General features: G+C 70.8%; 17 protein-coding genes. 15 read left to right on the top strand and 2 right to left on the bottom strand.

The window, feature by feature from the left end; genetic code table 11:
* Positions 1-65: 65 nt before the first annotated feature.
* The gene (locus SGFS_RS05290) at positions 66-740 is read left to right on the top strand and encodes a response regulator (RefSeq protein WP_286248013.1); all 675 of its coding nucleotides are present in this window, start codon (positions 66-68) and stop codon (positions 738-740) included.
* A 242-nt stretch (positions 741-982) separates the two neighbouring features.
* The gene (locus SGFS_RS05295; protein ID WP_286248015.1) at positions 983-2,257 is read left to right on the top strand and encodes a sensor histidine kinase; all 1,275 of its coding nucleotides are present in this window, start codon (positions 983-985) and stop codon (positions 2,255-2,257) included.
* 114 nt (positions 2,258-2,371) lie between these two features.
* Here the strand turns inward: SGFS_RS05295 and SGFS_RS05300 are convergent, their stop codons facing one another.
* Positions 2,372-2,719 (bottom strand): response regulator transcription factor, encoded by a 348-nt coding sequence (locus SGFS_RS05300; RefSeq protein ID WP_286248017.1) that lies wholly within the window; start codon positions 2,717-2,719, stop codon positions 2,372-2,374.
* A gap of 554 nt (positions 2,720-3,273) precedes the next feature.
* Here SGFS_RS05300 and SGFS_RS05305 point away from each other — a divergent pair.
* The 9 genes from SGFS_RS05305 (at position 3,274) to SGFS_RS05345 (ending at position 13,133) form a co-directional block, all read left to right on the top strand.
* Entirely contained in the window at positions 3,274-4,710 is a 1,437-nt protein-coding gene (locus SGFS_RS05305; protein WP_286248018.1) for a phytoene desaturase family protein, read from the top strand.
* 235 nt (positions 4,711-4,945) lie between these two features.
* Positions 4,946-5,254 (top strand): hypothetical protein, encoded by a 309-nt coding sequence (locus SGFS_RS05310; protein ID WP_286248020.1) that lies wholly within the window; start codon positions 4,946-4,948, stop codon positions 5,252-5,254.
* Between the two features lie 193 nt (positions 5,255-5,447).
* Positions 5,448-7,370: an alpha/beta fold hydrolase gene (locus tag SGFS_RS05315; protein WP_434026278.1), complete on the top strand. Its 1,923-nt coding sequence runs from the start codon at positions 5,448-5,450 to the stop codon at positions 7,368-7,370.
* Positions 7,367-8,077: a DUF5819 family protein gene (locus tag SGFS_RS05320; protein WP_286248024.1), complete on the top strand. Its 711-nt coding sequence runs from the start codon at positions 7,367-7,369 to the stop codon at positions 8,075-8,077. The genes SGFS_RS05315 and SGFS_RS05320 overlap by 4 nt, the downstream gene beginning before the upstream one ends.
* Positions 8,074-8,199 carry a hypothetical protein gene (locus SGFS_RS05325; protein WP_286248027.1) on the top strand — a complete coding sequence of 42 codons (126 nt, stop codon included), beginning with the start codon at positions 8,074-8,076 and terminating at the stop codon, positions 8,197-8,199. Before SGFS_RS05320 ends, SGFS_RS05325 begins: the two co-directional genes overlap by 4 nt.
* A gap of 109 nt (positions 8,200-8,308) precedes the next feature.
* On the top strand, positions 8,309-10,300 hold the full coding sequence (locus SGFS_RS05330; RefSeq protein ID WP_350283976.1) for an ABC transporter ATP-binding protein: 1,992 nt from the start codon (positions 8,309-8,311) through the stop codon (positions 10,298-10,300).
* 136 nt (positions 10,301-10,436) lie between these two features.
* Positions 10,437-10,595: a hypothetical protein gene (locus SGFS_RS05335; RefSeq protein WP_286248029.1), complete on the top strand. Its 159-nt coding sequence runs from the start codon at positions 10,437-10,439 to the stop codon at positions 10,593-10,595.
* Positions 10,592-11,395 (top strand): class I SAM-dependent methyltransferase, encoded by an 804-nt coding sequence (locus SGFS_RS05340; RefSeq protein WP_286248031.1) that lies wholly within the window; start codon positions 10,592-10,594, stop codon positions 11,393-11,395. Before SGFS_RS05335 ends, SGFS_RS05340 begins: the two co-directional genes overlap by 4 nt.
* 289 nt (positions 11,396-11,684) lie before the next feature.
* Positions 11,685-13,133, top strand: coding sequence for a helix-turn-helix domain-containing protein (locus SGFS_RS05345; RefSeq protein ID WP_286248033.1), 1,449 nt, complete (start codon positions 11,685-11,687; stop codon positions 13,131-13,133).
* A gap of 74 nt (positions 13,134-13,207) precedes the next feature.
* Here SGFS_RS05345 and SGFS_RS05350 read toward each other — a convergent pair whose 3' ends face one another.
* A complete protein-coding gene (locus SGFS_RS05350) occupies positions 13,208-13,642 on the bottom strand; it encodes a LacI family DNA-binding transcriptional regulator (protein ID WP_350283977.1) in 435 nt (144 codons plus the stop codon).
* Positions 13,643-13,786: 144 nt separating this feature from the next.
* Here SGFS_RS05350 and SGFS_RS05355 point away from each other — a divergent pair, with 144 nt between their 5' ends.
* The 4 genes from SGFS_RS05355 (at position 13,787) to SGFS_RS05370 (ending at position 21,220) form a co-directional block, all read left to right on the top strand.
* Positions 13,787-14,179, top strand: coding sequence for a hypothetical protein (locus tag SGFS_RS05355; protein ID WP_350283978.1), 393 nt, complete (start codon positions 13,787-13,789; stop codon positions 14,177-14,179).
* Positions 14,180-14,282: 103 nt separating this feature from the next.
* Positions 14,283-15,073, top strand: a protein-coding gene (locus SGFS_RS05360; protein ID WP_434028170.1) for an IS5 family transposase whose coding sequence is annotated in 2 segments (ribosomal slippage) — positions 14,283-14,604 and positions 14,604-15,073 — 792 coding nt in all. Because the reading frame shifts where the segments join, the coding sequence is not laid out codon by codon here.
* A gap of 373 nt (positions 15,074-15,446) precedes the next feature.
* Positions 15,447-16,313 (top strand): DUF4132 domain-containing protein, encoded by an 867-nt coding sequence (locus tag SGFS_RS05365; protein ID WP_286248036.1) that lies wholly within the window; start codon positions 15,447-15,449, stop codon positions 16,311-16,313.
* Positions 16,310-21,220 carry a DNA-binding protein gene (locus SGFS_RS05370; RefSeq protein ID WP_286248039.1) on the top strand — a complete coding sequence of 1,637 codons (4,911 nt, stop codon included), beginning with the start codon at positions 16,310-16,312 and terminating at the stop codon, positions 21,218-21,220. Before SGFS_RS05365 ends, SGFS_RS05370 begins: the two co-directional genes overlap by 4 nt.
* Positions 21,221-21,260 lie beyond the last annotated feature (40 nt).

Below are 21,260 nucleotides of genomic sequence, written 5' to 3' on the forward strand. Positions count from 1 at the left end.
ACGGATACCACGGACTTGGCGGTATTCGACCAGGAGTTCGGCCCTTCTATGGAAGGATCAGCGGCGTGAGCAGCACCCGTATCCGTGTCCTCATCGCCGACGACCAGGACCTGGTCCGCGTCGGTTTCCGGCTCATCCTCGACGCCCAGGAGGGCATCGATGTGATCGGCGAGGCCGCCGACGGGCTCACCTGCCTGGACATGGTCCGGCAACTGCGGCCGGATGTCTGTCTGGTGGACATCCGGATGCCGGGACTGGACGGCCTGGAGGTGACCCGGCGCCTGGCCGGGCCCGGGGTCGTCGACCCGGTGCAGGTGGTGGTGATCACGAGCTTCGACCACGACGACTACATCAACACCGCCCTGCGCAACGGGGCTTGCGGCTTCCTGCTCAAGGACGCCACCCCGGCCCTGCTGGTCGAGGCGGTACGGGCCGCGGCGCGTGGTGACGCGCTGGTCTCGCCCGCGGTGACCGTCCGGCTGCTGAAGCGCCTGGAGGAGCAGACGTCCTCGTCGCGGTCCGGCTCGGACCCGTCCGGGTCGCCGCTCAGTGCCCGGGAGCTGGAGGTCGTCCAGCGCGTGGCGGTGGGCCGCACCAACCAGGAGATCTGCGACGAGCTGTTCCTGTCCCTCTCGACGGTCAAGACCCACCTGGGCAAGATCCACGGCAAGCTCGGCGTACGCAACCGCGTCGAGGTGGCCGCCTGGGCCTGGGCGAACGGCGCCGTCCGAGCGGGATGACCCCAACTGCCGTACACCGCCGCACTGTTGTGTGGCGCGGACACACTCGGGACGGGCGGACGGCCGTACGAACGTGACGGCCCTACTCACATGACGGCAGTGCGGACATGACGGCAGTGCGGACATGACGGCCGTGCGTACATGACGGTCAGACGGGAAGAAGTCCGGCAACCGGTCGTGTCCATGCCCACAGATCCGGCGAACGGCCCGCGCGGCGACAGAGGCTTACATACGCTCGCCCCATGACCCACTCGGCACCCTCGCACCTCCCACGGCGCGCCCTTCGTGTCGGCCTCGGTGCGTTGTACGCGGCGCTCGGTCTGTTGTGGCTGCTCGACGTCGAGTTGGTCTGGCTCCAGCAGCAGCACCTCAGTGATTGGCTGCCCACACTGACCGGTCCGATCGCGGTGGCGTTGCTCCTCATGCCGCAGCGATGGCTCACCACGGAGTGGCGGGCGGGGGTGGCCGCGGTCGGCTCGTCGGTGCTGACGGTGGCCACCATCGTGGTCGGGCGGTCGATGCCCGACTGGGGGCTGGTGGAGACGGCGTGTTTACTCATCCTGCTGGCCCGCACCTGCCGCACCGTCAGGCAGCCCGGTATCGCCCTCGTCCTGTCGGCGGGGCTCGGTGCCGCCGTGATAGACGAACCGCTGCGGTCCGAGGGGACCGGGATCACCCTGACGTATCCGTTCCTGCTGACGTTCGCCGTCGGGGCCGCGATCGGCACAGGGTGCTACCAACGCTCCATGGACGCCCGGCGGGCACGTTCGGTGGCCGCGGCACGGCTCGCCGAGCGGCTCCAACTCGCCCGCGAACTACACGACTTCGTCGCCCATCACGTCACCGGCATCGTCGCGCAGGCGCACGCGGCCGGCGTCATCCACCAGAGCGCGCCCCAGCAGATCGGGCCCATCCTGCAGAACATCGCGGAGGCCGGCCAGCAGACGCTGGACTCGATGCGCCGTCTGGTCCGGGTGCTGCGCGAGGACAAGGAGTCCCCGGCCGAGGCCGTCGTACGCCGGGGCGGGCGCGGTCGCGGTCGCTCCGACGAACCGAAGCCGGTCCTCACCGAGTTGGCCCCGCTCCTCACCGATCTGGTCGCGTCGTTCAGCGAGCCGGGCGACGGGACGGTGGCGCGGCTGGAGATCTCCGCCGTCGCCCGCCGCAGTCTCGTCGCGCCCGAGGTGGAATCGGCGGTGCATCGTGTGGTGCAGGAGGCCCTGACCAATGTGCGCCGGCACGCCCCGGGCACCCAGGCCACCGTACGCGTCCACCGGACCGACGACGGGCTGCTCCGGGTCGACGTCCACAACACCGAGGCCCGGGTGCCGGTGGGCGTCCCGACCGGGGGCCACGGCGGCTTCGGCCTCACCGGTCTGCGGGAGCGGGCGTACGCCGTGGGCGGCACCTTCACGGCGGGCCCTGGTGACGACGGCGGCTGGTGGGTCATCGCCCACTTCCCGACCGCCCAGGACCCGGCCATGCCCCGGGCCCGCCATGCGAGCGGTGCCCGTTAGGGCCAAGGGGCCCGTACTTTCTCCGCGTCAGCAGCCGTGCCGCTCACCGGTGGAACCCGGTGAGCGGCACGGAAGCGGTCGGATGTGGTTGTCGCGGAGACGGGGCTCGGGCCATCACCGTCCAGGACCTTCGCCGCGCACCTTCGTCGGGCAGGTGAGGCGAAACGTCTCTTCGGGGTCGCCGCCGCTCGGTCGCGCGGAGGACCACTCCGTACGGATGGCGAGCACACCGGCGCGCAGTGCCCGCACCACCAGATGGGTGCGGTTCTTGGCGCTCAGCTTGTCCCTGATGCTGGACAGGTGCGCGCCCACCGTGCGGGGCGAAATCGACAGGGAGGCGGAGATCTCCGAATCCGACATGCCGTGTGCCGCCAGGAGTAATATCTCGCGTTCCCGGGGGCTGAGCTGTTCGGAACGATTTCCTGCCGCTCCCGCCTCGGGCAATGAACTGTCCAGGCTCATGTCGCTCCCTGAAGAGGTGCGCCGCACGGATGGACGGGCGCTGATTCTCTCCGGAATGCCGACCGGGAGCGGTACACAGCTCGGGGCACGATCGATGTCAAATCCATGTGGGTGGATTTCCCTTCCGTGGAACCGTTTCCGTGGCGCGGTGACGACGAAGGACAGGTGTTCTCGGTCATGTCCTCGTACCGGCGCTCGACACGGACCGCACTCGCCGAATTCACCGTTTCGCGGAGGCGGTGAGCAGATGCTGACACAACTCTGAGAAATTTCACAGAAACGTCCCGCCCAATGAAAGAGCGGCTCTCCGGAACCCCTCCCCCCGGAAGCCTCGCCCCGCCCTCGCCCGGTGATGAATCGGCCGCGACATCCGCCCAGGTAAGGCGGCGAATCGGAGGAGAGCAGTTCCGCTTCGATGGAGGCGCCGGGGAGCCGGATCAGCCGCCACTAGGTAATTTTGCGAATCGCACGGAACACACGCACCGTCTAACCTCGCAACCCACCCGAACAACGCCCGGCCGGCGACGCTTCGGCCCTCATCGAGAGGAGCCCACATGAGCACGGCCATCGTGGTCGGCAGCGGCCCCAACGGTCTGGCGGCGGCGGTCGCACTCGCCCGGGAGGGTGTGGAGGTCACCGTGCTGGAGGCCGCCCCCACCATCGGCGGCGGTACGCGTACCAGCGAACTGACCCCGGGCCTTCTCCACGACCACTGCTCGGCGACCCATCCCATGACCGTCGGATCCCCCTTTCTGCGCACCCTGGACCTGGAGCGTCACGGGTTGCGGTGGCGCCTCCCGGAGATCGACTGCGTCCATCCGCTGGACTCGGGCGACGCCGGGGTGCTCCACCGGTCGGTGACGGGCACGGCGGACGGCCTGGAGGAACGGGACGGACGGATGTGGCAGCGGTTGTTCGGCCCGGTCGCGGGTCATTACGACGCGCTCGCCGAGGACCTCATGCGCCCCCTCCTCCACCTGCCGAAACACCCCCTGCCCATGGCCGCGTTCGGCGCGTCGGCGCTGCTGCCGGCCGGTGTGGTGGCCCGGCTGTGGCGCTCCGAGCGCGCCCGCGCCCTGTTCGCGGGGGTCGCGGCGCACGCGTTCCGCCCGTTCCACCGCCCCATGACGGCCGCCGTCGGACTGATGATCATCGGCGCCGGGCACCGGCACGGCTGGCCCGTGGCCGCGGGCGGCTCCCGGGCGATCAGCGACGCGCTCGCCGCCCTGCTGGCCGACCTCGGTGGCCGGATCGAGACCGGTGTGCCGGTGCGGTCCATGGCGCAGCTACCGCCGGCCGACGTGGTCCTCTTCGATCTCGCCCCGCGTGCGGTCGCCGAGATCGTGGGGGACCGGCTGCCGGGACGGGTCGCACGCGCGTACCGCCGGTTCCGGCACGGTCCCGGTGCCTTCAAGGTCGATTTCGCGGTCGATGGCGGTGTCCCATGGCGCAACGAAGCGGCGCGTCGGGCCGGCACGGTGCACCTCGGCGGCCCCTACGACGAGGTCGCCCACACCGAACGGATGATCCACGCCGGCCGGATGCCCACGCGGCCCTTCGTGCTGGTCGGCCAGCAGTATCTGGCCGATCCCCAGCGGTCCGACGGCGACGTCCACCCCGTGTGGACGTACGCCCACGTGCCCCATGGCTACGACGGCGACGCCACGGAGGCCATCGTCGGTCAGATCGAACGGTTCGCCCCCGGCTTCCGCGAGCGGGTCCTCGCCATGTCCGTCCGCCCGCCGTCCGGCTTCGAGGAGTACAACCCGAACTACGTCGGCGGAGACATCGTCACGGGAGCGAACACCGCGCTCCAGCTCGTGATGCGGCCCCGTATAGCCCTGGATCCCTACAGCACCGGAGTTCCGGGCCTTTTCATCTGCTCCGCCGCGACGCCGCCCGGGGCCGGCGCCCACGGCATGTGCGGGGCGGGAGCGGCGGCCTCGGCCCTGCGCCATCTGCGCGCGACAAAACAGACCGTGAACAGCTGATCGCATTCCACCCGATGTCACTCCCGGCCACTGCCGGGAGTGATTTTTTTGTGCGCGATTACGCGCAAAGAACCTGTACGTAAAAAACAGGGCCAGCGTTCATGTGAACTGCGCCACCCGGGATTAGGTATTTTCCACAATGTGCGACCGGACGCCGCTGGGGCATTGTTTCTTTCACGAAAGCGGCACCGGAGAAACAAGACTCCGGGTAATCAGTTCCGAAAGGAAAAAGGAAATGAGCCACATCGCGAAGGCAGTGGACAGCCTGAACCTCCCCGTGGAGGGGATCATCCTGGGGGCCGCCCGCCCCACCCTGGGCACTCCGCGTATCGGTCGGGCCGGGCGTGGCGCCGGTGGCGGTGCCGGTCGCGGCCTCGCCGCACTGGGTGCGATCGCGGACCTCGCCGGTGTCGCCGGCGGTGTCGGCGCGACGGTCGGTGCCGCGTCCACCGTGGAGGCGGCCAACGCCTCCGTGGCAGCGGACCAGGCCGTGGCCCAGGCCGCGGCGGACGTCGCCGCGGGCGCTGGTGCTCCGCCGGCCTGATCACATTGCCCCGATCCGGGGTCTGTCAGCTCGTAAGAAAGCAGAGGCCGCCCGAATCAAGCGGTGCGACAAGTCTGTAGGAGCTGACGCGAGAAGTGCTTGAAGACTGCCGGGCCAGAGGCCTGTTCTGGCCCGGCAGCGCACTGCAAAGGGAAAGATTCCTCCGGCGGAGGCTATCACGATTGGGGTTCCAGTGAAATTCACCGGAAAAATACCTTCCAGCATTCCCGGAAGGATCAATTCGGCGGTGTTCGCCCCGGCTCCGGTCGGCCGGGACCGCGCCATCGCCATGTCCGAGCGGCTGGCCGCCATGTCCTCTCTCACCTCGTCACTGGAGTACCTGACCCAGCGCAAGGACATCGAGAAGGGAGGCATGAGCGACTGGGAGGTCGGCAAGGGGTACCTGGCGGGCTCCGGCCCGCTCACGCGCCGACTGGTCGACAGCGTCAGCGGAGTGCGGACCACGACCGCCCTGCACATCGCGCGCTCCGCGGTGTCCGCCGCCATGCTACTGCCGGGCAACTCCCGCTGGCGGGGCGCGGGCAGCCTCTTCCTCGGCACCACCTCGGCCCTGCTCTCCCCGCGCCACCACTACGGCGCCGACGGTTCCGACCAGGTGGCGTCGCTGGTGCAGCTGGCCACCGGCGCCGCCCGCCTCGTACCGTCGCCGGCGGCCAAGGACGCGCTGCTGTGGTACACAGCCCTCCAGGGCAACCTCGCCTACGCGGTGTCCGGTTGGGTCAAGCTCTTCGGCAAGAGCTGGCGCGACGCCTCCGCTCTGGGCGGTGTCATGCGCACCCGGACCTACGGTCATGAGGGCATGTACCGGTGGACGCAGGAACACCCCCAGGTCACCAAGGTGCTCACCCACAGCGTGCTGGCGCTGGAGTGCCTCTTCCCGCTCGCCTACGCGCGAGGCGGCAAACTGACCCGTTCCATGATCGCCAGTGCCGCCGCGTTCCACCTGGCCAACGGCTATTTCCTCGGTCTGGGCAGGTTCGCGACCGCCTTCCCCGCGTTCCATCCGCTGATCGCCTACACCTCCGCTCCACGTTCCCACCCCACGGTCGCCGGACGGGACGACCGTGCCGTGCAGACCGCGCTCGCCGCGCTCGCCGCGGGTGTGGCCGCGGCGGCTGTAACCGCCGTGCAGCGGCGCCTGCGCACCACGGAGGGCTGGCACAGCTCACGGGTGCTGACCACGCGGCACGGCAACCTGCTGCAGTACGAGGAGTACTCGCCGGGCGCTCCGGAGAAGCCGGTCGTCGTGCTCGCCAGCGGGCTGTTGTCCACCAGCGAGCACTACGCCTGGATCTCCGAGCGCCTTGCCCACGACACCGGGTACGGGGTCATCACCTACGCCCGCGCCGGGTACGCCGGCAGCCACCGCAAGGCCACCGGTCCCTTCCGTCTGGTGGAGTCCGTCCACGACCTGGTGGACCTGGTGAACGGTGCCGTCGCCCCGCACCGCAAGGTGATCCTGGTCGGCCACTCGATCGGTGGGGAACTCGCCCGCCGCGCAGCCCTGCACCTGGGCGACCGCGTCGAGGGCGTCGTCTATCTCGACGCCTCCCACCCGGGCCAGTTCAACAGTGGGCAGAGTCTGGTCGACATCGGTCTGGGCGGGAGTTTCACCGCCGTGAGCCGGGCGCTGCGCCTGGGGACCGGAATCCTCCTCAACCGGCCGACTTGGCTCGACGAACTGCCCCATGCCTACCGGAAGAAGGTCCACGCCCAGTACGCGGACTCTCGCATGTGGGAGGCGGCGCGCCGCGAATGGAAGGCGGTGCAGGCCGACTTCCGGTCCTTCCCCGGGACGCTCAGCAGGATCGAGGGGGTGCCCGCCCTGGTGGTCTCCGCACAGCGGACCGTGGACAGCAACCCCGCACAGCTGCTGCTCCACAGGGAACTCGCCGAGGCCCACACCGGCACGCGTACCAAGACGGTGGTCGTAGAGAACGCCACACACGAGAGCATGCTGATCAACAGCCGTCACGCCCATCAGGTGTCGGATCTCATCATCGCCTTCTTCGGCGACGACGGTCGCGCCCCGGTCGCCGAGCCCGTCCGCTCCCCCGGCAGGAAGCCCCAGCACACGAAGGAGACCGTCCGGTGAGTGCCTTGTCGCATCCGAGCTCGAAGAACCCGTTCGCCGGCGAGGGAGCCCCCTGGCGGATCGCCGGAGCCGCCGCACTGCTGCTGACCCTCGCGGCCCAGCACCCCAACCACGAGTTCAACCGGGTCCGCACCAGGGACATCTTCTCCATGCTGCCGAACTGGCGGTTCTTCGCGCCAAATCCGGCCATGTACGACTACCACTTCCTGTACCGCACCGTGCACGCGGACGGTTCGGCCTCGACGTGGCACGACATCAGCGGCATCGAGGACCGCAAGCCCATGCACCTCATCTGGTTCCCGACCCGCCGCGCTGACAAGTCCGTCTTCGACGCCTGCCAGGAGATGCTGCAGCGACTCGACCACGGCTTCCCGGCTGTCGTTCGCACTCCTGGGTACCGGCTGGTCGTAGAGCGCGTACGGGCTCGGATCACGGCCGGGGACGAAACGGTCGGGGAGGCGGCTCCGGGCGGAACGGCCGAGGCCCGGGGTTTCCAGTTCGCGCTTGCCTCCGGCACGGGATACGACCTGCGGCACAAACCCCAACTCCTGTTCGTCTCCCCCTTCGTCCCACTCGCCCCTCACGCGCCGAGCAGTCCGCTGACTCCGATCACCCTCGCCAAGTCGTCCGACTGGACCGGCGACGTGGCGCCTGACAAAGCACCCGCCAAGGCACCCGGCAAGACACCTGAGAGGACAGGCTCATGAGCCTCGACAACCCCTTCTTGATCGCCGGTGGCGCGATCTTCCTGCTCGGCCTGGTCAAGGCGGGCGCCCTCTACTTCCAAGGGACGCGGGAACCGAACCAGGAAGAGAGGGAGACCGAGTGACCTTGGCCGGCACGATCGCCACGAGTGCCCCCGCCGCCCGCCCGGTTCGACTCCGGGCGGGCGGCGGGTGGTTCCGGCCCCAGGTCCCTGGCCCCGCCGAGGACGCGACATGAGCGACCGGACCACCGACGAGGGCGGGCACCGGCGTCCGCGGGAACAGCGGACGGACCTGACGAAGGCCTCGGAGAGCGCCTCGCAGCAGGGCCCGGAACAGGGCCGGAGAGCGACCCGAGAGAAGCGGGGACACGGGCAGGGCATGAGCAAGGATCAGCAGCAGATGGAGGACGGGACCGCTCGGCGTCGCGCCGGGCACCGGGCGGTTCCCCAGCTTCACCTGCATCTGCTGTGGGGCAAGGGCGCCAAACCCTGGCAGGCCCTCGGCCGGCACCGCAGGCTGATCGTCCTCGGCATCCTGCTCGGTCTGACGGGCGCGGCGACGTCCCTGGCGCAGCCCGCGGTGATCGGCCAACTGGTGGGCGCCGCGGAGAAGGGACGGCCGGTGACCGAGCCGATCCTCATCGCCGCGGCACTGTTCACCGCCGACGCCGTCCTCGGCGCGCTGCACTCGTACACCATCGGGCTGGCCGGGGAGAACATCGTCTACGACATCCGCTCCACCTTGACGTCACGTCTGCTGCGCTCCCGGTTCCGGGCGTACAGCGACTGGCAACAGGGCGATGTGTTCTCCCGGATGGTCAGCGACACCCTGCTCGCCCGGTCCACCATGACGCACGCGATCGACAGCATCCTCAACAACGGTTTCCTGGTCATCGGCGGCATCGTGCTGATGGCCTGGATCGACATGGTGCTGCTCGCCGCGACGCTCGTGTGTCTCGGTGTCACCAGCGTCGTCTCCCTGTGGCTCGCTCGGGGGGTCCACCGGGTGTCGGTGCGCAACCAGACCGACACCGGCAACTTCGGCTCCGCGCTGCTGCGGGTGCTGGGCGCGATGCCCACGGTGAAGGCGTCGCGTGCCGAGAGCCGGGAGGCGGAGGGCATCGCGGTCATCGCCAAGGAAGCCCGTAAGTCCGGGATCAAGGTGACGGTCATGTCGTCGCTGCTGGATCCGACCATGAGCATCGGTACCCAGCTCGCTCTGACCGTGGTCATCGGTCTGGGCGCGGCCCGCAGTGCGACGGGCGCGATGCCCGCGGCGGATCTCACGGCGTTCATCCTGTACCTCTTCTACCTGGTGGCACCGCTGCTGCAACTGTTCGAGTCCATTGCCCAGTTCCAGGTCGGCAGGGCATCAGTGGACCGGCTGGCGGAACTCGGCAGGATCGAGGTCGAGACCGACCAACGGTACGACCCGGCGACGGCCCGTACTCGTAGTGGCCGCTCCCGTAGCCGCGGATACGAGGCAGGGCTCGTCTTCGACGAGGTCCGCTTCTCCTATCCGAACAGCCAGCAGGTGATTCTGGGCGGGGTCTCCTTCACCGTTCCGGACCGCGGGCTCACCGCGATCGTGGGGCCGTCCGGCGCCGGCAAGTCCACCGTGTTCCAGCTGATCGAGCGGCTCTTCGACCCGGTGTCCGGGGTGATCAGGATCGACGGCACGGACATCACCGACATGCCGCTGAACCAGCTCCGGTCCGTCGTCGGTTATGTGGACCAGGACCACACGCTGCTGCGCGGCTCCGTGCGGGACAACCTCACGTACTCCGCTCCGAACGCCGGCGACAAGGACATCGCCGAGGCATTACGCATGGCCAACCTCACCGAGGTCATCGCGGCCCTGCCGAACGGACTCGACACCGGACTCGGCGACCGCGGCGCCGGGCTGTCCGGCGGTCAGCGGCAGCGCCTGGCCATCGCCCGCACCCTTTTGCAGACTCCCAGATTTCTGCTTCTGGACGAGGCGACCGCGAATCTGGACAGCGAATCGGAAGGCGCCCTGCGGGACAGCATCGCCATGATCTCGGAATTCTGCGCGGTCATCGCCATCGCACACCGGCTGTCCACGGTCACCCAGGCACAGCAGATCATCGTCATGGACAAGGGCACGGTACAGGCGACCGGTACGCATGCCGATCTGAACCGGACCAATGCCCTCTACAGCAGGCTGTCGAAGCTGCAGGAACTCAGCGACATCGCATCCTGATCTCGAATTCGACTTTCCGATCCCGTGCCATGAATAGGTATTTCTCTCAATGGTTCGGAATCCCGCAGGGACCTAACGTCGAATCAGAAAAGGCCCTCGCACATACCGTCCACCCGAGACGGAGAAGGGAAACACGATGAGTCATCTTCTGCTCTGTCCGGCCGTCGTGGTCATCGGAATATTCGGGTTTCTGATCGCCAATCAGGCGGTCGCCCTCCCGGCCCTCATCGGCGCCGCACTGCTCGTGCCGACCGGCGTCGCCGCCCAGCTCAGGAAGAAGAGGCAGCACTCATGAAAACAGCCGACACGACCGACGTCGTCGACGACATCGGCTACGGACTGCAGTTCGCCGGTTGGTACGACCGTCTGTTCCCCAGCGACGACTCCGTCGACGTCGAGGTGGAGCGTCTCGTCTCGCTCCATCCGGACCCGGGCTCCGGCACCGTCGAGTTCGGCGTGGGCAACGGCCGGCTGGCGCTGCCGCTCTCCCGGCGGGTGGGACCCGTCGTCGGCGTCGACTCCTCGGCCGAGATGCTCGACGTCCTGCGCGCGAACCTCCGCCCCGACACCCCCGTCGAAGCCGTCCACGCCGACATCCGTACCTACACCGCCGCCCGCACCGTGGGACTCGTCTACTGCGTGTGCGCCACCCTGTCGATGCTCCTCACCCCCGAGGACCAGCGGCAGGCCGTACGGCGGGCCGCCGACCTGCTCGCCCCCGGCGGCCGGCTCGTCGTGGAGACCCACAACAAGTCGGCGATCGTCGACCTCCACGAAGGCCGCCGCCGGGCCACGTTCTTCACCCCGTACCCGACCGCCGGCACCGGTCTGCAGAGCCACTCCGTACTCGAGCCCGAGGATTCCCTGTGGCATCTCTCCCACATCTGGTACGAGGCCGACGGCAGCACCCGGGTCGGCACCGAGGTCTCCCGGCTGACCGGTGCCGACGAACTGGACGCGTACGCCCGCGCCGCAGGTCTGTGGCCGGAGAGCCGCCTCGGCGACTGGGACCCGGAAGCGGACACGCACGACGAACTCTCGCCCCTGACCATCTGCACCTACGTCAAACCGTCCCGCCCCGCGTCGGCGGCGTGAGTGATTGACGGTCCGCTCACCCCCGGCACTCCCCGCTGTCCCGCCGATCCTCCGGCCTCACCCCATGAAGGTCTCGCCCGGACGCGCACGCACGCGTCCGGGCGAGGTCGTGTCCGGAAGAGATCCGGAACACGCCCCGGCGGCTCCGGCAACACTCGCCGGTAGGGGCATCTGACTCTGGTCGAGTCGGTGGCGCTCTGCCGAGAATGGCTGCCCGTGCCGATGATCCGCCCCGGTCCCAGGCAGGACCGGCACGGCTCAACTGCCGGTTCCTGTCCCCAGGAGAGCGATGTCGCAGCCAGAGCCCCCCGCACGCCTGGCCGTGCCACGGGAGTCCAAGCTCGTACGCGGTCTGAATCTGTTGAACTGCTTCGGCCCCGACGACGACGTGCTGAGACTCTCGCAGTTGGCGGCCCGGGCCCAGGTACCCCTGCCGACCGCGCACCGGCTCGTCCAGGAACTGGAGCTGTGCGGCATGCTGGAGCGCGTTGGCGGCCATCTGCGGCTGGGCCGGTCACTGGCGCTGCTGGCGACACGCGCGCAAGGCCATCTGCACACGCTCCTGGACGACTCGCTGCCGTTGCTGACCCGGTTGCACGACGCGACCGGCCTCGCTGTGGTGCTCTCCGCGCGCTACGGCTCGCAGACACTGCCGATCGGCCACCTCAGCCGGCTGGGCGGCACCACGGTGGTCTCGTACGCGCCGCCGGACAGCATGATCAACTCCACGCTGGTGGCGGGAGCCCTGCGGCGCCACGACCGCGGCGTCGTGACCCCGGAGGTGATCAGCCATGGCGAGGTGACCGGGGTCAGCGCCGCGATCAGCCCACCGGGCACGGCCATCAGGGCCGCGGTCACCCTGATCGGCCGGGGCGACAGGGACGCCGTGGCAGCCGCCGTACCCCATGTGTACGCCGTGGCGCAGGGGCTCAGCGGCCAGCTGGCGGACGCTGCGGTGGTCCCGCTGCCGCCGAGTCCTCCCCCGCCTGACCCGTGCCCGGACACCCCCTCGATGCTCTTCCGGGGTATCAGTCTGCTGAACAGTGTGCGCGCGGGCGAGACCCGGGTGAGCCTCTCGGAGCTGGCCAACCGCACCGGGCTGCCCAAGTCCACGGCGCATCGGCTGATCTCGGTGCTGATCGACTACCAGTTCCTGCAGGAGGGTGGCGCCGGTGTCATGTTCGGCCCCCGGGTCTTCGCCCTCAGTGCTCAGGTGCCGTCCCGGCGACTGCTGCGGGCCACCGCCCTGCCGTGGCAGCGGTCGCTGTGCGAACAGAGCGCCGGGATCTCCTGTCTGTTGGTGCCGAACGCGCCGGTGATGGACCCTCTGACGCGTGTCTACTTCGGCGGGCCGATGGTCTCCGCCTTCGATCGCAGTGTCACCGGCGCCGTCGGGAGGCTGTGCACGGCCGCCGCTCGGGCCACTGTGCGGACGGCCGATCCGAACGGCCCGTTCGCGATGCTCTCCGAGTGCCCCGAGTATGCGTCGCCGCCGCCGTCCGTGGTGGCGTCCGAACACGGCTACGCCGTGGCAACGGCCTCCGGAGGTCTCACCGCCCTCGCGGTCCCCGTCCTCACCTGCGGGGGGATACCGGACGCCGTACTGACCCTGGTGTCACAGGCTCCCGGGCTCGACACCCTGCGGACACGGATCCGCGCCGCGCGCAACGCGGCCGCGGACATCTCGCGTTCGTGCGCGAACATCCCCACGGAGACAGCCGCCGGCCTCGCCCACTGACCGCGTCGCGGGTGCCCGTCCGCCCGTCCCGGCAGATCCGTGCCGGTCACCTCGGACGGACACCGCCGTACGTGTCAGGCGGGCTCCGCCGTCGTCCCGCGGAGGACCAGGCGGGGGGTGAGGACGACCTCGCGCGGTTCGGTGCGATCGTGGTCGCGGCATTGCACGGCGCCGGTCACCGCGTATCGGGCCTGCTCCTCGGCGCTCTGGCTGACGGTGGTCAGGTTGAAGCAGCTCAGCCGGGAGAGGGTGTCGTCGTCGTAGCCGACAAAGGAGACCTCGCCCGGGACGGAGACCCCGGCGCTGGCGAGGGCGGCCAGGACCCCGATGGCGCACTGGTCGTTGAAGGCGCGGACGGCGGTGGGCACGTCGCCGCTGTCAAGAAGCTCGCGGGCGGCGCGCTCGCCTGCGGCCTCGGTGTGGTCGCCGCGCAGCACACGGATGTGGTCGTCAAGGCCGTGGCGGCGCATGGCGGTGCGGTATCCGCGGCGCCGGTCGGTGGCGATCACGCCCCTTGCCGCCGTCGACGTAGGTGATCGCCCGGTGGCCGAACTCGACGAGGTGGTCGACGATCTGCCCGACCCCGTCGTCGTCGGCGGTCCGTACGACGTCCAGGTCGGCGTCGGCGATCCGCCGGCCGACGGCGATGACCGATGACCGATGACTTACGGTCGAGGGCGGCGAGCGCGGCGGTGGGGGCGGTCGGGCCCAGCAGGATCGCCGTCAAGGACGCCGCCCTCTGCCCCGGCGCCGACATCCGCGGCGTCCTGGACACCTCCTTCACCCGCGTGCCCGCCGACGCCCCCGGCAAGGTCCCCACCGGCTACGGCTTCTGGTGCAACGCCTGGCCCGAAGACCCCGCCTGGAAGTTCGTCGCCGTCGGCCTCGGCAACGACGTCCCCTTCTGGACCCGGTTCCTCAAAGCCCTCGCCGACATCAACCCCGACATGGCCGTCAACATCGAACACGAGGACGCCGCCTACTCCCGGACCGAAGGCCTAGCCCTCGCAGCCAAGGACCTCCACAACGCCACAGCGGCCGTGTAGCCCTCCCCCCTCTTAGAGGTCCTAACAGAAGTTGTTGATCAAGTGACTTTCGACTTGGGTGGTCGTTGGTCTAGTCGTGGGGAAACGTCAGTCGCGGCCGTGGATCGTGTCGGACGAACTGTGGTCGCTCATCGAGCCGTTACTGCCCGAGCCGGGGCCGAAGCTGGTGGCGGGCCGGCCGCGGGTGCCGGACCGACAAGCCCTGTGCGGGATCCTGTTCGTGCTGCACACGGGCATCCAGTGGGAGTACCTGCCCCAGGAACTGGGCTTCGGCTCGGGCATGACCTGCTGGCGGCGCCTGGCCGCATGGAACGAGGCCGGTGTGTGGGAGAAGCTGCACCTGGTGCTGCTGAAGAAGCTGCGGTCGGCGAAGCAGCTGGACTGGTCGAGGGCGGTGATCGACTCCTCCCACGTGCGGGCGGCCCGACGGGGCCCAAAAGCGGTCCCAGCCCGGTCGACCGCGCACGGCCGGGCAGCAAGCACCACGTCCTTGTCGACGGGCAGGGCATCCCGCTCGCGGTGTCGCTGACCGGCGGCAATCGCAATGACGTCACTCAGCTGATCCCGCTGCTGGACAAGATTCCACCCGTGGCCGGCGCGGTCGGGAGGCCGCGGAGACGGCCGGACATGCTCTTCGCGGACCGCGGCTACGACCACGACAAGTACCGGCGACTGCTGCGGAAACGCGGCATCCGGCCCGCGATCGCCGAACGGGGCCAGCCACATGGCTCCGGCCTGGGCATCTTCCGCTGGGTCGTCGAGCGCACCATCTCCTGGCTCCACGGCTTCCGTCGCCTGCGCATCCGCTGGGAACGACGCGACGACATCCATGAAGCCTTCCTCGGCCTCGCCACCTGTCTCATCACCCACCGACACGTCCAACGCCTTTGTTAGGACCTCTTACTCCGCGTGGCCCCGTTCCTGTCGACCAGGAACGGGGCCACATCCATTGGAAACAGAGCGTGACCATGTCAAACTCCGCGCGGGCGCCTACGTCGACTGGCCGGTAATACGTATTCCCGTTACGTAGGTCTACGGATGCGGCGGGTGATCTCCGTTGGATTGACTTGCCGGACGCCGGAGGGATCGCCTCGCGTGTCCGCTCGTCGCCGGGTTTCCGGCGCATCGGGCGGGACCCGTCGGGAGGCGTCCCGGACCGATTGTCAGTGGCTGCCGCTAGCGTTCCGCACATGGTCGCACTTGGGCCGGGATTCCCCGGCTGAACTGTGCTTTCTTCTTGTGCAATTGACGCGGAGGGCTGGGGTACGTGGGTTGGCTGTCGGCAGGTGACGGGTATGAAGTCGCCCTTGTGGAGGGACGGGTGGCGGCACGGGCCACCTCGGGACGGGCGGCGGGGCGGCAGTTGAAGTCGCTGCCGAAGGCGATCAAGGAGCATCCGGAGGTGGACCGGCTGCGGCGGTTCGCCGAGTGGCTGGATCGGCATGCCGCGTCGTGCGTCACGCAGGTGGACGCCTGGATGGTGTCGTCACTGCCCGTGCCCACCGGCCTGCTGGCCCGTGTGTGGCCGGACGAGGCCTGGCAGTCCGCGCTGCGCGACCTGGCGGTCGTGGGCGACGACCCGGACGAGGTGGGTTTTCTGCGGGGCGCCACCGAATCGGGCGAACTACAGATCGTGAACCTGGACGGCGAGACCGTCCGGCTGTCCCCTCGCACGGTGACGCTGCCCCACCCGGTGTTGTTGCCGGACCTCGACGACCTGCGGGAGTTCGCGGCGGAGCTGGGCATCGTCCAGCGCGTCGAGCAGATACACCGGGCGACCTGGCGGCGGCCGGAAGGCCTCGCCGCCAAGGCCACTCAGGTGCGGGACTTCACCGGGGGCCAGTTCCGCTCCCGCTTCGCCCTCGCCGCGCGCGCCACCTCGCTGGGGTACCGCGTGTCCGGCGGTTACGCCACCGCCCGCGTCCGGGACGGCGAGCGCACGGTCGAGGCCTCCGTGTGGATCGGCGAACCGTACTGGGACGACCAGGTCGAGACCGGCAGCCTCACCTGGCAGGACCAGGACGGCCACGCCCTGCCGCTCGGCGAAGTGGGCCCGGTGGCCTGGTCGGAGGGGATGCGGATGGCTGCGGCGCTGTACGCCGGGCGCGTGATCGAGGAGGGCAAGGACGCATGAGCGGGGGGACTGACGTGTCGTACGAAGAGCTGCTGACGGCGGGCGGTGTGCTGCCGCCGGACACCGAGGGGGCCGGTGAGCGGGCGGTGCCGCTGACGGTGCGGACGTACCGTCATCCGGGCCTGGACGACCGGGTGGTGGTGCGCCTGGTCGCCGGGGAGCTGGGCGCGGCGGAGGATCTGGCCGCCGGGTTCCTCGGTCTGGAGCAGGAAGCGGAGCCGGAGGTCGTGGGGCTGGGGCTGCGCCAGTCGCTGGGGTTCCCCGAGTGGGTGCTGGTGCACCACCCGGCGGACGGGCACCACGCGCTGGGTGTCGTACCCGACCTGGAGCGGGCGGCCCGGCAGGCGAAGTCCAAGCCGAAGGCGGCCCTGGAGGCCTACCTGGAGCTCGGCGAGCGGCTGGCGGCGTCGGTGCCGCACTTCCTGCCGACCTTCTACGAGCAGGCCGGGCGGGTGTTCCTCGCCGAGGAGAACGCCACGTACGCGGCGCAGTTGTTCACCCGCGCCCGGAAGGCCGAGGCGGAGCACGGGCTGACGGTCGAGGAGGAGCGGCTCGACGCCGTGTTCCTGGAGTTCGCGCTGGCCGGTGCGCTCCCGGTGAAGGTGCTGTCGGCGTACGCGAAGGAGCTGGCCGCGCGGGTCCCGGCCGAGGAGGCACTGCGGCGCTTCACCAAGCTGTGCCTGCGCCGCACGGCGGGCGGTCTGCCGCCGTCGGCACAGATGGCCAACGACCTGCGAAGGCTGGCGCGAGCCGCAGGCCGGGACGCGGACCTGACCGAACAGGACTATCTGGCCGAGCTGCTCGTCCTGCCGTCCACCCTGCGCGCCGCGGCGGGCTGGTGGAAGGGCCACCGTACGGCGCTGGTGGCGCTGGCGGCGCGCGAGCCGAAGGTGCGCGGCACCCTGCTGGACACCCTCCCTTCGTCCTACGACGACGAGATGCCCGCGATGTGGCTGGAGATGCTGGAGGCCTCCGGTGCCACGGCGGGGCTGTGGGACGCCTCTCTGCCCGAGGAGCAGCGGCCGCACGACGGTACGGCGGGCTGGCTGGAGCGGTTCCTGACGTTCCGGGAGCGGGCGCGGTCCTGGCACGGTTCCACCCGGATGCCCGAGCTGTACCCGCTGGTGGAGCGGGCCGCTGACCGACTTCGTGCCGAACTGGCGCCCACCGGGCGCGAGTTGAAGGTCACGCACGACATCGATCTGATGGATCTGCTACTGCTTCTGGGGGTGCCCGTGGCCGCCCCGGGGAAGGGCGACTCGCTGCCGCTGGAGCAGTGGGCCTCGGGTGACGGGCACCGCGAGTTGCTGTCGCTGACCGCCGACTCCCGTTTCCACGAGGCGTTCCGGCACGGCGCGGACCGGTTCAGCGACAACGACTCCGGGCTGCGGGCGATCCGTGTGCTCGCCACGTCGCCGGGCGGGCGCCCGCTGCTGGCGGAGTGGGTGCGCGGGGTCGTCCGGCGGTTCGCCGCCGTGGGTCTGCCGCAGCTGCCCGACGCGCTCACCCGGCTGAAGTGGCTGCCCGCCGAGGCGCTGGCGCTCGCCGAGGACGAGGTGCGCGCGGCCGTCGCCACCGACCTGGCACCGGTGCTGTCGCGGACCCTGCGCGCCGGGCTCTTCGACGAACTGGGCTGGCCCGCCTGGGAGGACGCGACCGCCGGCCTCGTCCCCAAGGACGACGTCGAGGACATCATCGTCGCCGACGCCTGGCCCCACCTCATCGTGGCGGGCGCCGCCCAGGCCCGCGTGATCGGCCCCGAGGGCACCCTTCTCACCCACGACCTGCGCATCCCGGCGGACGACAAGTGGGGCGACCCGGGCTTCCACCACGTGGACGGCGAGCTGCTCGTCTACTGGCGTTCCCGCAGCGGCGGTCTGCGCGGCTACTGGCACACCCGCGCCGACCGTCCCCAGACCATGGAGGGCCCAGGCGGCACCCGGGGCACGGAGATGGACTGGTACAAGGGCGATTTGAGGCTCACCCTGCCCCTGCCGGGTGGCGGCCGCACCACCGGCGCGGGCGTGCTGCACGTCGGGGACACCACGATCCCCGAGGAGCCGTGGCTGGCCTTCGACGGCGCCTCGTACTGGGTCTGGCACGCGGAGGGCGAGCCGGACACGCACGGCTGGTACGAGTACGACCCGGCCACGAACAAGCGCGGGCGCATGAGCATGCCCGCGTTCCTGGCCGACGCGCTGCGCGACGCCCCCGAGGGCAGCGTCTTCGACAGCGGTTGGCTCGGCCCCTCGCCGACCGTCGGCCACGCGCCGGCCTCCGCGCCCGTGGACGGCGTGGTCGGCATCCGCACGGTTCAGCTGCCCGACGGCTCCTGGCGGACCCAGGACCTCGCCGGACACACCGTCACCCTGCCCGCCGACAGGGGCAGGCCGTCCGCGCTCGTCGTGTTCCCGGGCGACGACCGGGCCCGTGCCGTCGTCCGCAACGGCTGGCAGCTCGAGATCGTCGACACGGACGGCGTCGTCACCTCCGTCGCGAAGACGGACCGCACCCCGGGCGTCTTCGGAGAGGGCACACTGCTGCTGCCGCCGGTGCAGTTCTGGGAGTGCATGACACCCCGCGACCCGGCGGGCTCCGAGGCGCTGCGCCGCATCGACCAGGGCACCTCGTCGGCCCTGCTGGCGGCCGCCGCCCAGGACGACAAGGCCGCGCTGCCCGACGCGATCCGTACGCTCCTGCCGGTCACGGATGACGCGCTCGTCGCGGGCATCGCCGGAGTCGTGCGCCACGCCGCCGGTCAGCAGGCCGTCCTCGACGGCGCGGCGGCGCGGCTCACCCGGGCCCTCGACGGGGGCCTGGAGGAGTCGGACGGGCCCGCCGGGCCGGCAGATACCGTGCTCCAGCAGGCCCTGAGCGGTGTCGGCGGGTCGGCCGGCTACTGGTGGAACCGTGACGACCAGGCCGACACCGTCTTCCGTGCCCTGCGCACCCTGACCAGGGCCGCCGGGCACGCCGAGACCGCCGTGCCGCAGGAGCGCACCGTACGCCTCCACCTCGACGGGACCGGGCTGCCGACCGGGCGCCCCGAGTTGCCGACGCTGATCGACCGGGTGTGCGCCCTGGCGTTCCGGGCCGCGGCCCTCACCACCACGGAGGAGCACCGCGAGGTACTGAGGACGCTGCTCGAACGGCTCGACACCCTCGGGCTGGGGAACGACGGCGCGTCCACCCGCTGGCGCGAGGTGACCCTGAGGCTGGGGGCCGACCAGCTGCGCACCCCGTCGGGCGCATGGCACGAGGGCTCCTGGGACGGGCTCCTGCCGCTGGGCGGCGGCGCGTTCCTGGCGATCGTGGAGCACGGCTCACCGGACAACGACGGCTGCACCTTCCGGGGGTACTTCCACGACCCGGCGGAGCGGTTCGAGACCCCGGAGCCCTACACACTCCGAAAGTTCACCCCGCTGGGCGTCGCGGGGGACGCCCCTTGGATCGGCGGCTTCCTGGCGGAGCTCGCCGCGCGCGGACCGGCACCCTGGTTCCCGGAGGCGGCCGAGGAGTTCGCCCGCCTGACCGGCGTCACCGAGACGGTGGCCCGGCTGATCGTGGCCGGTCTTCCGGGGGTCGACGTCCACCAGCGCACGTTCCTGACCACGGAGGCACGCCAGGCCCTCGGGGTCAAGGCAGCCCCCGCGGCCGTCGCCAAGGACGAGCTCCAGGGCATCGACAGCGCGGTCCGCGCGGCCGTGGTCGGCGCGCTGCTACCCGACGACCCCGCCGGCCTCTGGACCGACGGGCCGAACGTGGCCGCCGCGGTCGAGCTGTGGAACAGCGAGGTCGGCAGGCGGACGGCCGTGCCCGAGGACGTGCTCGCCGACGCCCTGCGCGCGGTCAAGCACGCGCGATGGAACGTACGCGAGGCCCTGCCCGCCCTGGTGCACCCGGCAGGTGAGCCCCGGCTCACCCAGGACCTGGAGTGGGCCGTCAAGGGCGACCGGGTCAGGCCGGTGACGGACGACGCCGTCGGGTTCACGGCGGACACGCTGGTCGGCTCGGTCGGGCTGGCCGCCTGGCTCGCCCACCGCCTGCCCGCCGGCGACCCGCTCCGGGCCGCGCTGCCCGCCGCGCTCACCGCCGTACGAGAGCGGCTCGCCCACCCCGGGCTGGTGCTCGACCTCGGGCAGTACATCAGCATCACCCAGTTCCGGAAGACGGCGGGCACCCCGACCGAGACCGGCCAGGGCTTCGAGCGGTACGGCGCCGTCGTCCTCGCCACCCACGACGACCAGCCGGCGCCGGGCATCCGGGTCGCGCTGCTCGACGAGGCCGGCCAGGACCCGTACCTGCCCGCGCTGCGGGTCGACAACCAGCGGCCCTACGCGGCCGAGGTGGCGCTGCGCCTGGCCCGTTCCGCCCCGTACGCGGCCCTGATGGCCGACCCGGGGGACCCGGTCGCGGGCGAGCGCGCCCAGGACGGCACCTGGTGGCCGCAGGACCCGAGCCGTTCGGTGCCCGAGCTGGTGACCGAGGTGGCGAAGGAGTACGGCCTTGGTGAGGACGCCGCCACGCTGTATCTGATGCTGCTGGCCATGCCCGACCCGACCGACCGTACGACGGCCCGCTGGACGGGCTGGAAGCCGGCCCGGCTCAGGGCGGCCCGTGCCGAACTGGCCGGGGGCGAGCTGGTGGTGGAGGCGAGCCGCAGCAGGGCGGGGCGGTCGCTGTTCCTGCCCGGCGCCTGGGTCGACCCGAAGGCGCCGCGCCTGCCGCTGGAGCGGTGGAAGCTGCCGCTGTTCGGCGACCTGATGAGCGACGACCACGCGACGTTCGGCGTGATCGTGCCGACCGAACCGGCCGCCGAGCTGTACCGCAGGGCCTGGCAGCGGGTCCAGGACGGCGACGCGCCCCGGTTCGAGGAGCTGAAGGTGCGGCGGGGCCGCCGCCGCTGAGGAGACGGGGGCGCCCGGCCACGGGCGCCCCCGCGACGAC

The sequence above is a fragment of the Streptomyces graminofaciens genome (assembly GCF_030294945.1).
Taxonomy (GTDB): domain Bacteria; phylum Actinomycetota; class Actinomycetes; order Streptomycetales; family Streptomycetaceae; genus Streptomyces; species Streptomyces graminofaciens.

Bases quoted from the DNA above. Each gene is read 5' to 3' on its own strand.
- SGFS_RS05295 (WP_286248015.1), top strand. From the start codon at position 983: ATGACCCACTCGGCACCCTCGCACCTCCCACGGCGCGCCCTTCGTGTC.
- SGFS_RS05300 (WP_286248017.1), bottom strand. From the start codon at position 2,719: ATGAGCCTGGACAGTTCATTGCCCGAGGCGGGAGCGGCAGGAAATCGT.
- SGFS_RS05305 (WP_286248018.1), top strand. From the start codon at position 3,274: ATGAGCACGGCCATCGTGGTCGGCAGCGGCCCCAACGGTCTGGCGGCG.
- SGFS_RS05310 (WP_286248020.1), top strand. From the start codon at position 4,946: ATGAGCCACATCGCGAAGGCAGTGGACAGCCTGAACCTCCCCGTGGAG.
- SGFS_RS05325 (WP_286248027.1), top strand. From the start codon at position 8,074: ATGAGCCTCGACAACCCCTTCTTGATCGCCGGTGGCGCGATCTTCCTG.
- SGFS_RS05330 (WP_350283976.1), top strand. From the start codon at position 8,309: ATGAGCGACCGGACCACCGACGAGGGCGGGCACCGGCGTCCGCGGGAA.
- SGFS_RS05335 (WP_286248029.1), top strand. From the start codon at position 10,437: ATGAGTCATCTTCTGCTCTGTCCGGCCGTCGTGGTCATCGGAATATTC.
- SGFS_RS05340 (WP_286248031.1), top strand. From the start codon at position 10,592: ATGAAAACAGCCGACACGACCGACGTCGTCGACGACATCGGCTACGGA.
- SGFS_RS05345 (WP_286248033.1), top strand. From the start codon at position 11,685: ATGTCGCAGCCAGAGCCCCCCGCACGCCTGGCCGTGCCACGGGAGTCC.
- SGFS_RS05355 (WP_350283978.1), top strand. From the start codon at position 13,787: ATGACCGATGACTTACGGTCGAGGGCGGCGAGCGCGGCGGTGGGGGCG.
- SGFS_RS05370 (WP_286248039.1), top strand. From the start codon at position 16,310: ATGAGCGGGGGGACTGACGTGTCGTACGAAGAGCTGCTGACGGCGGGC.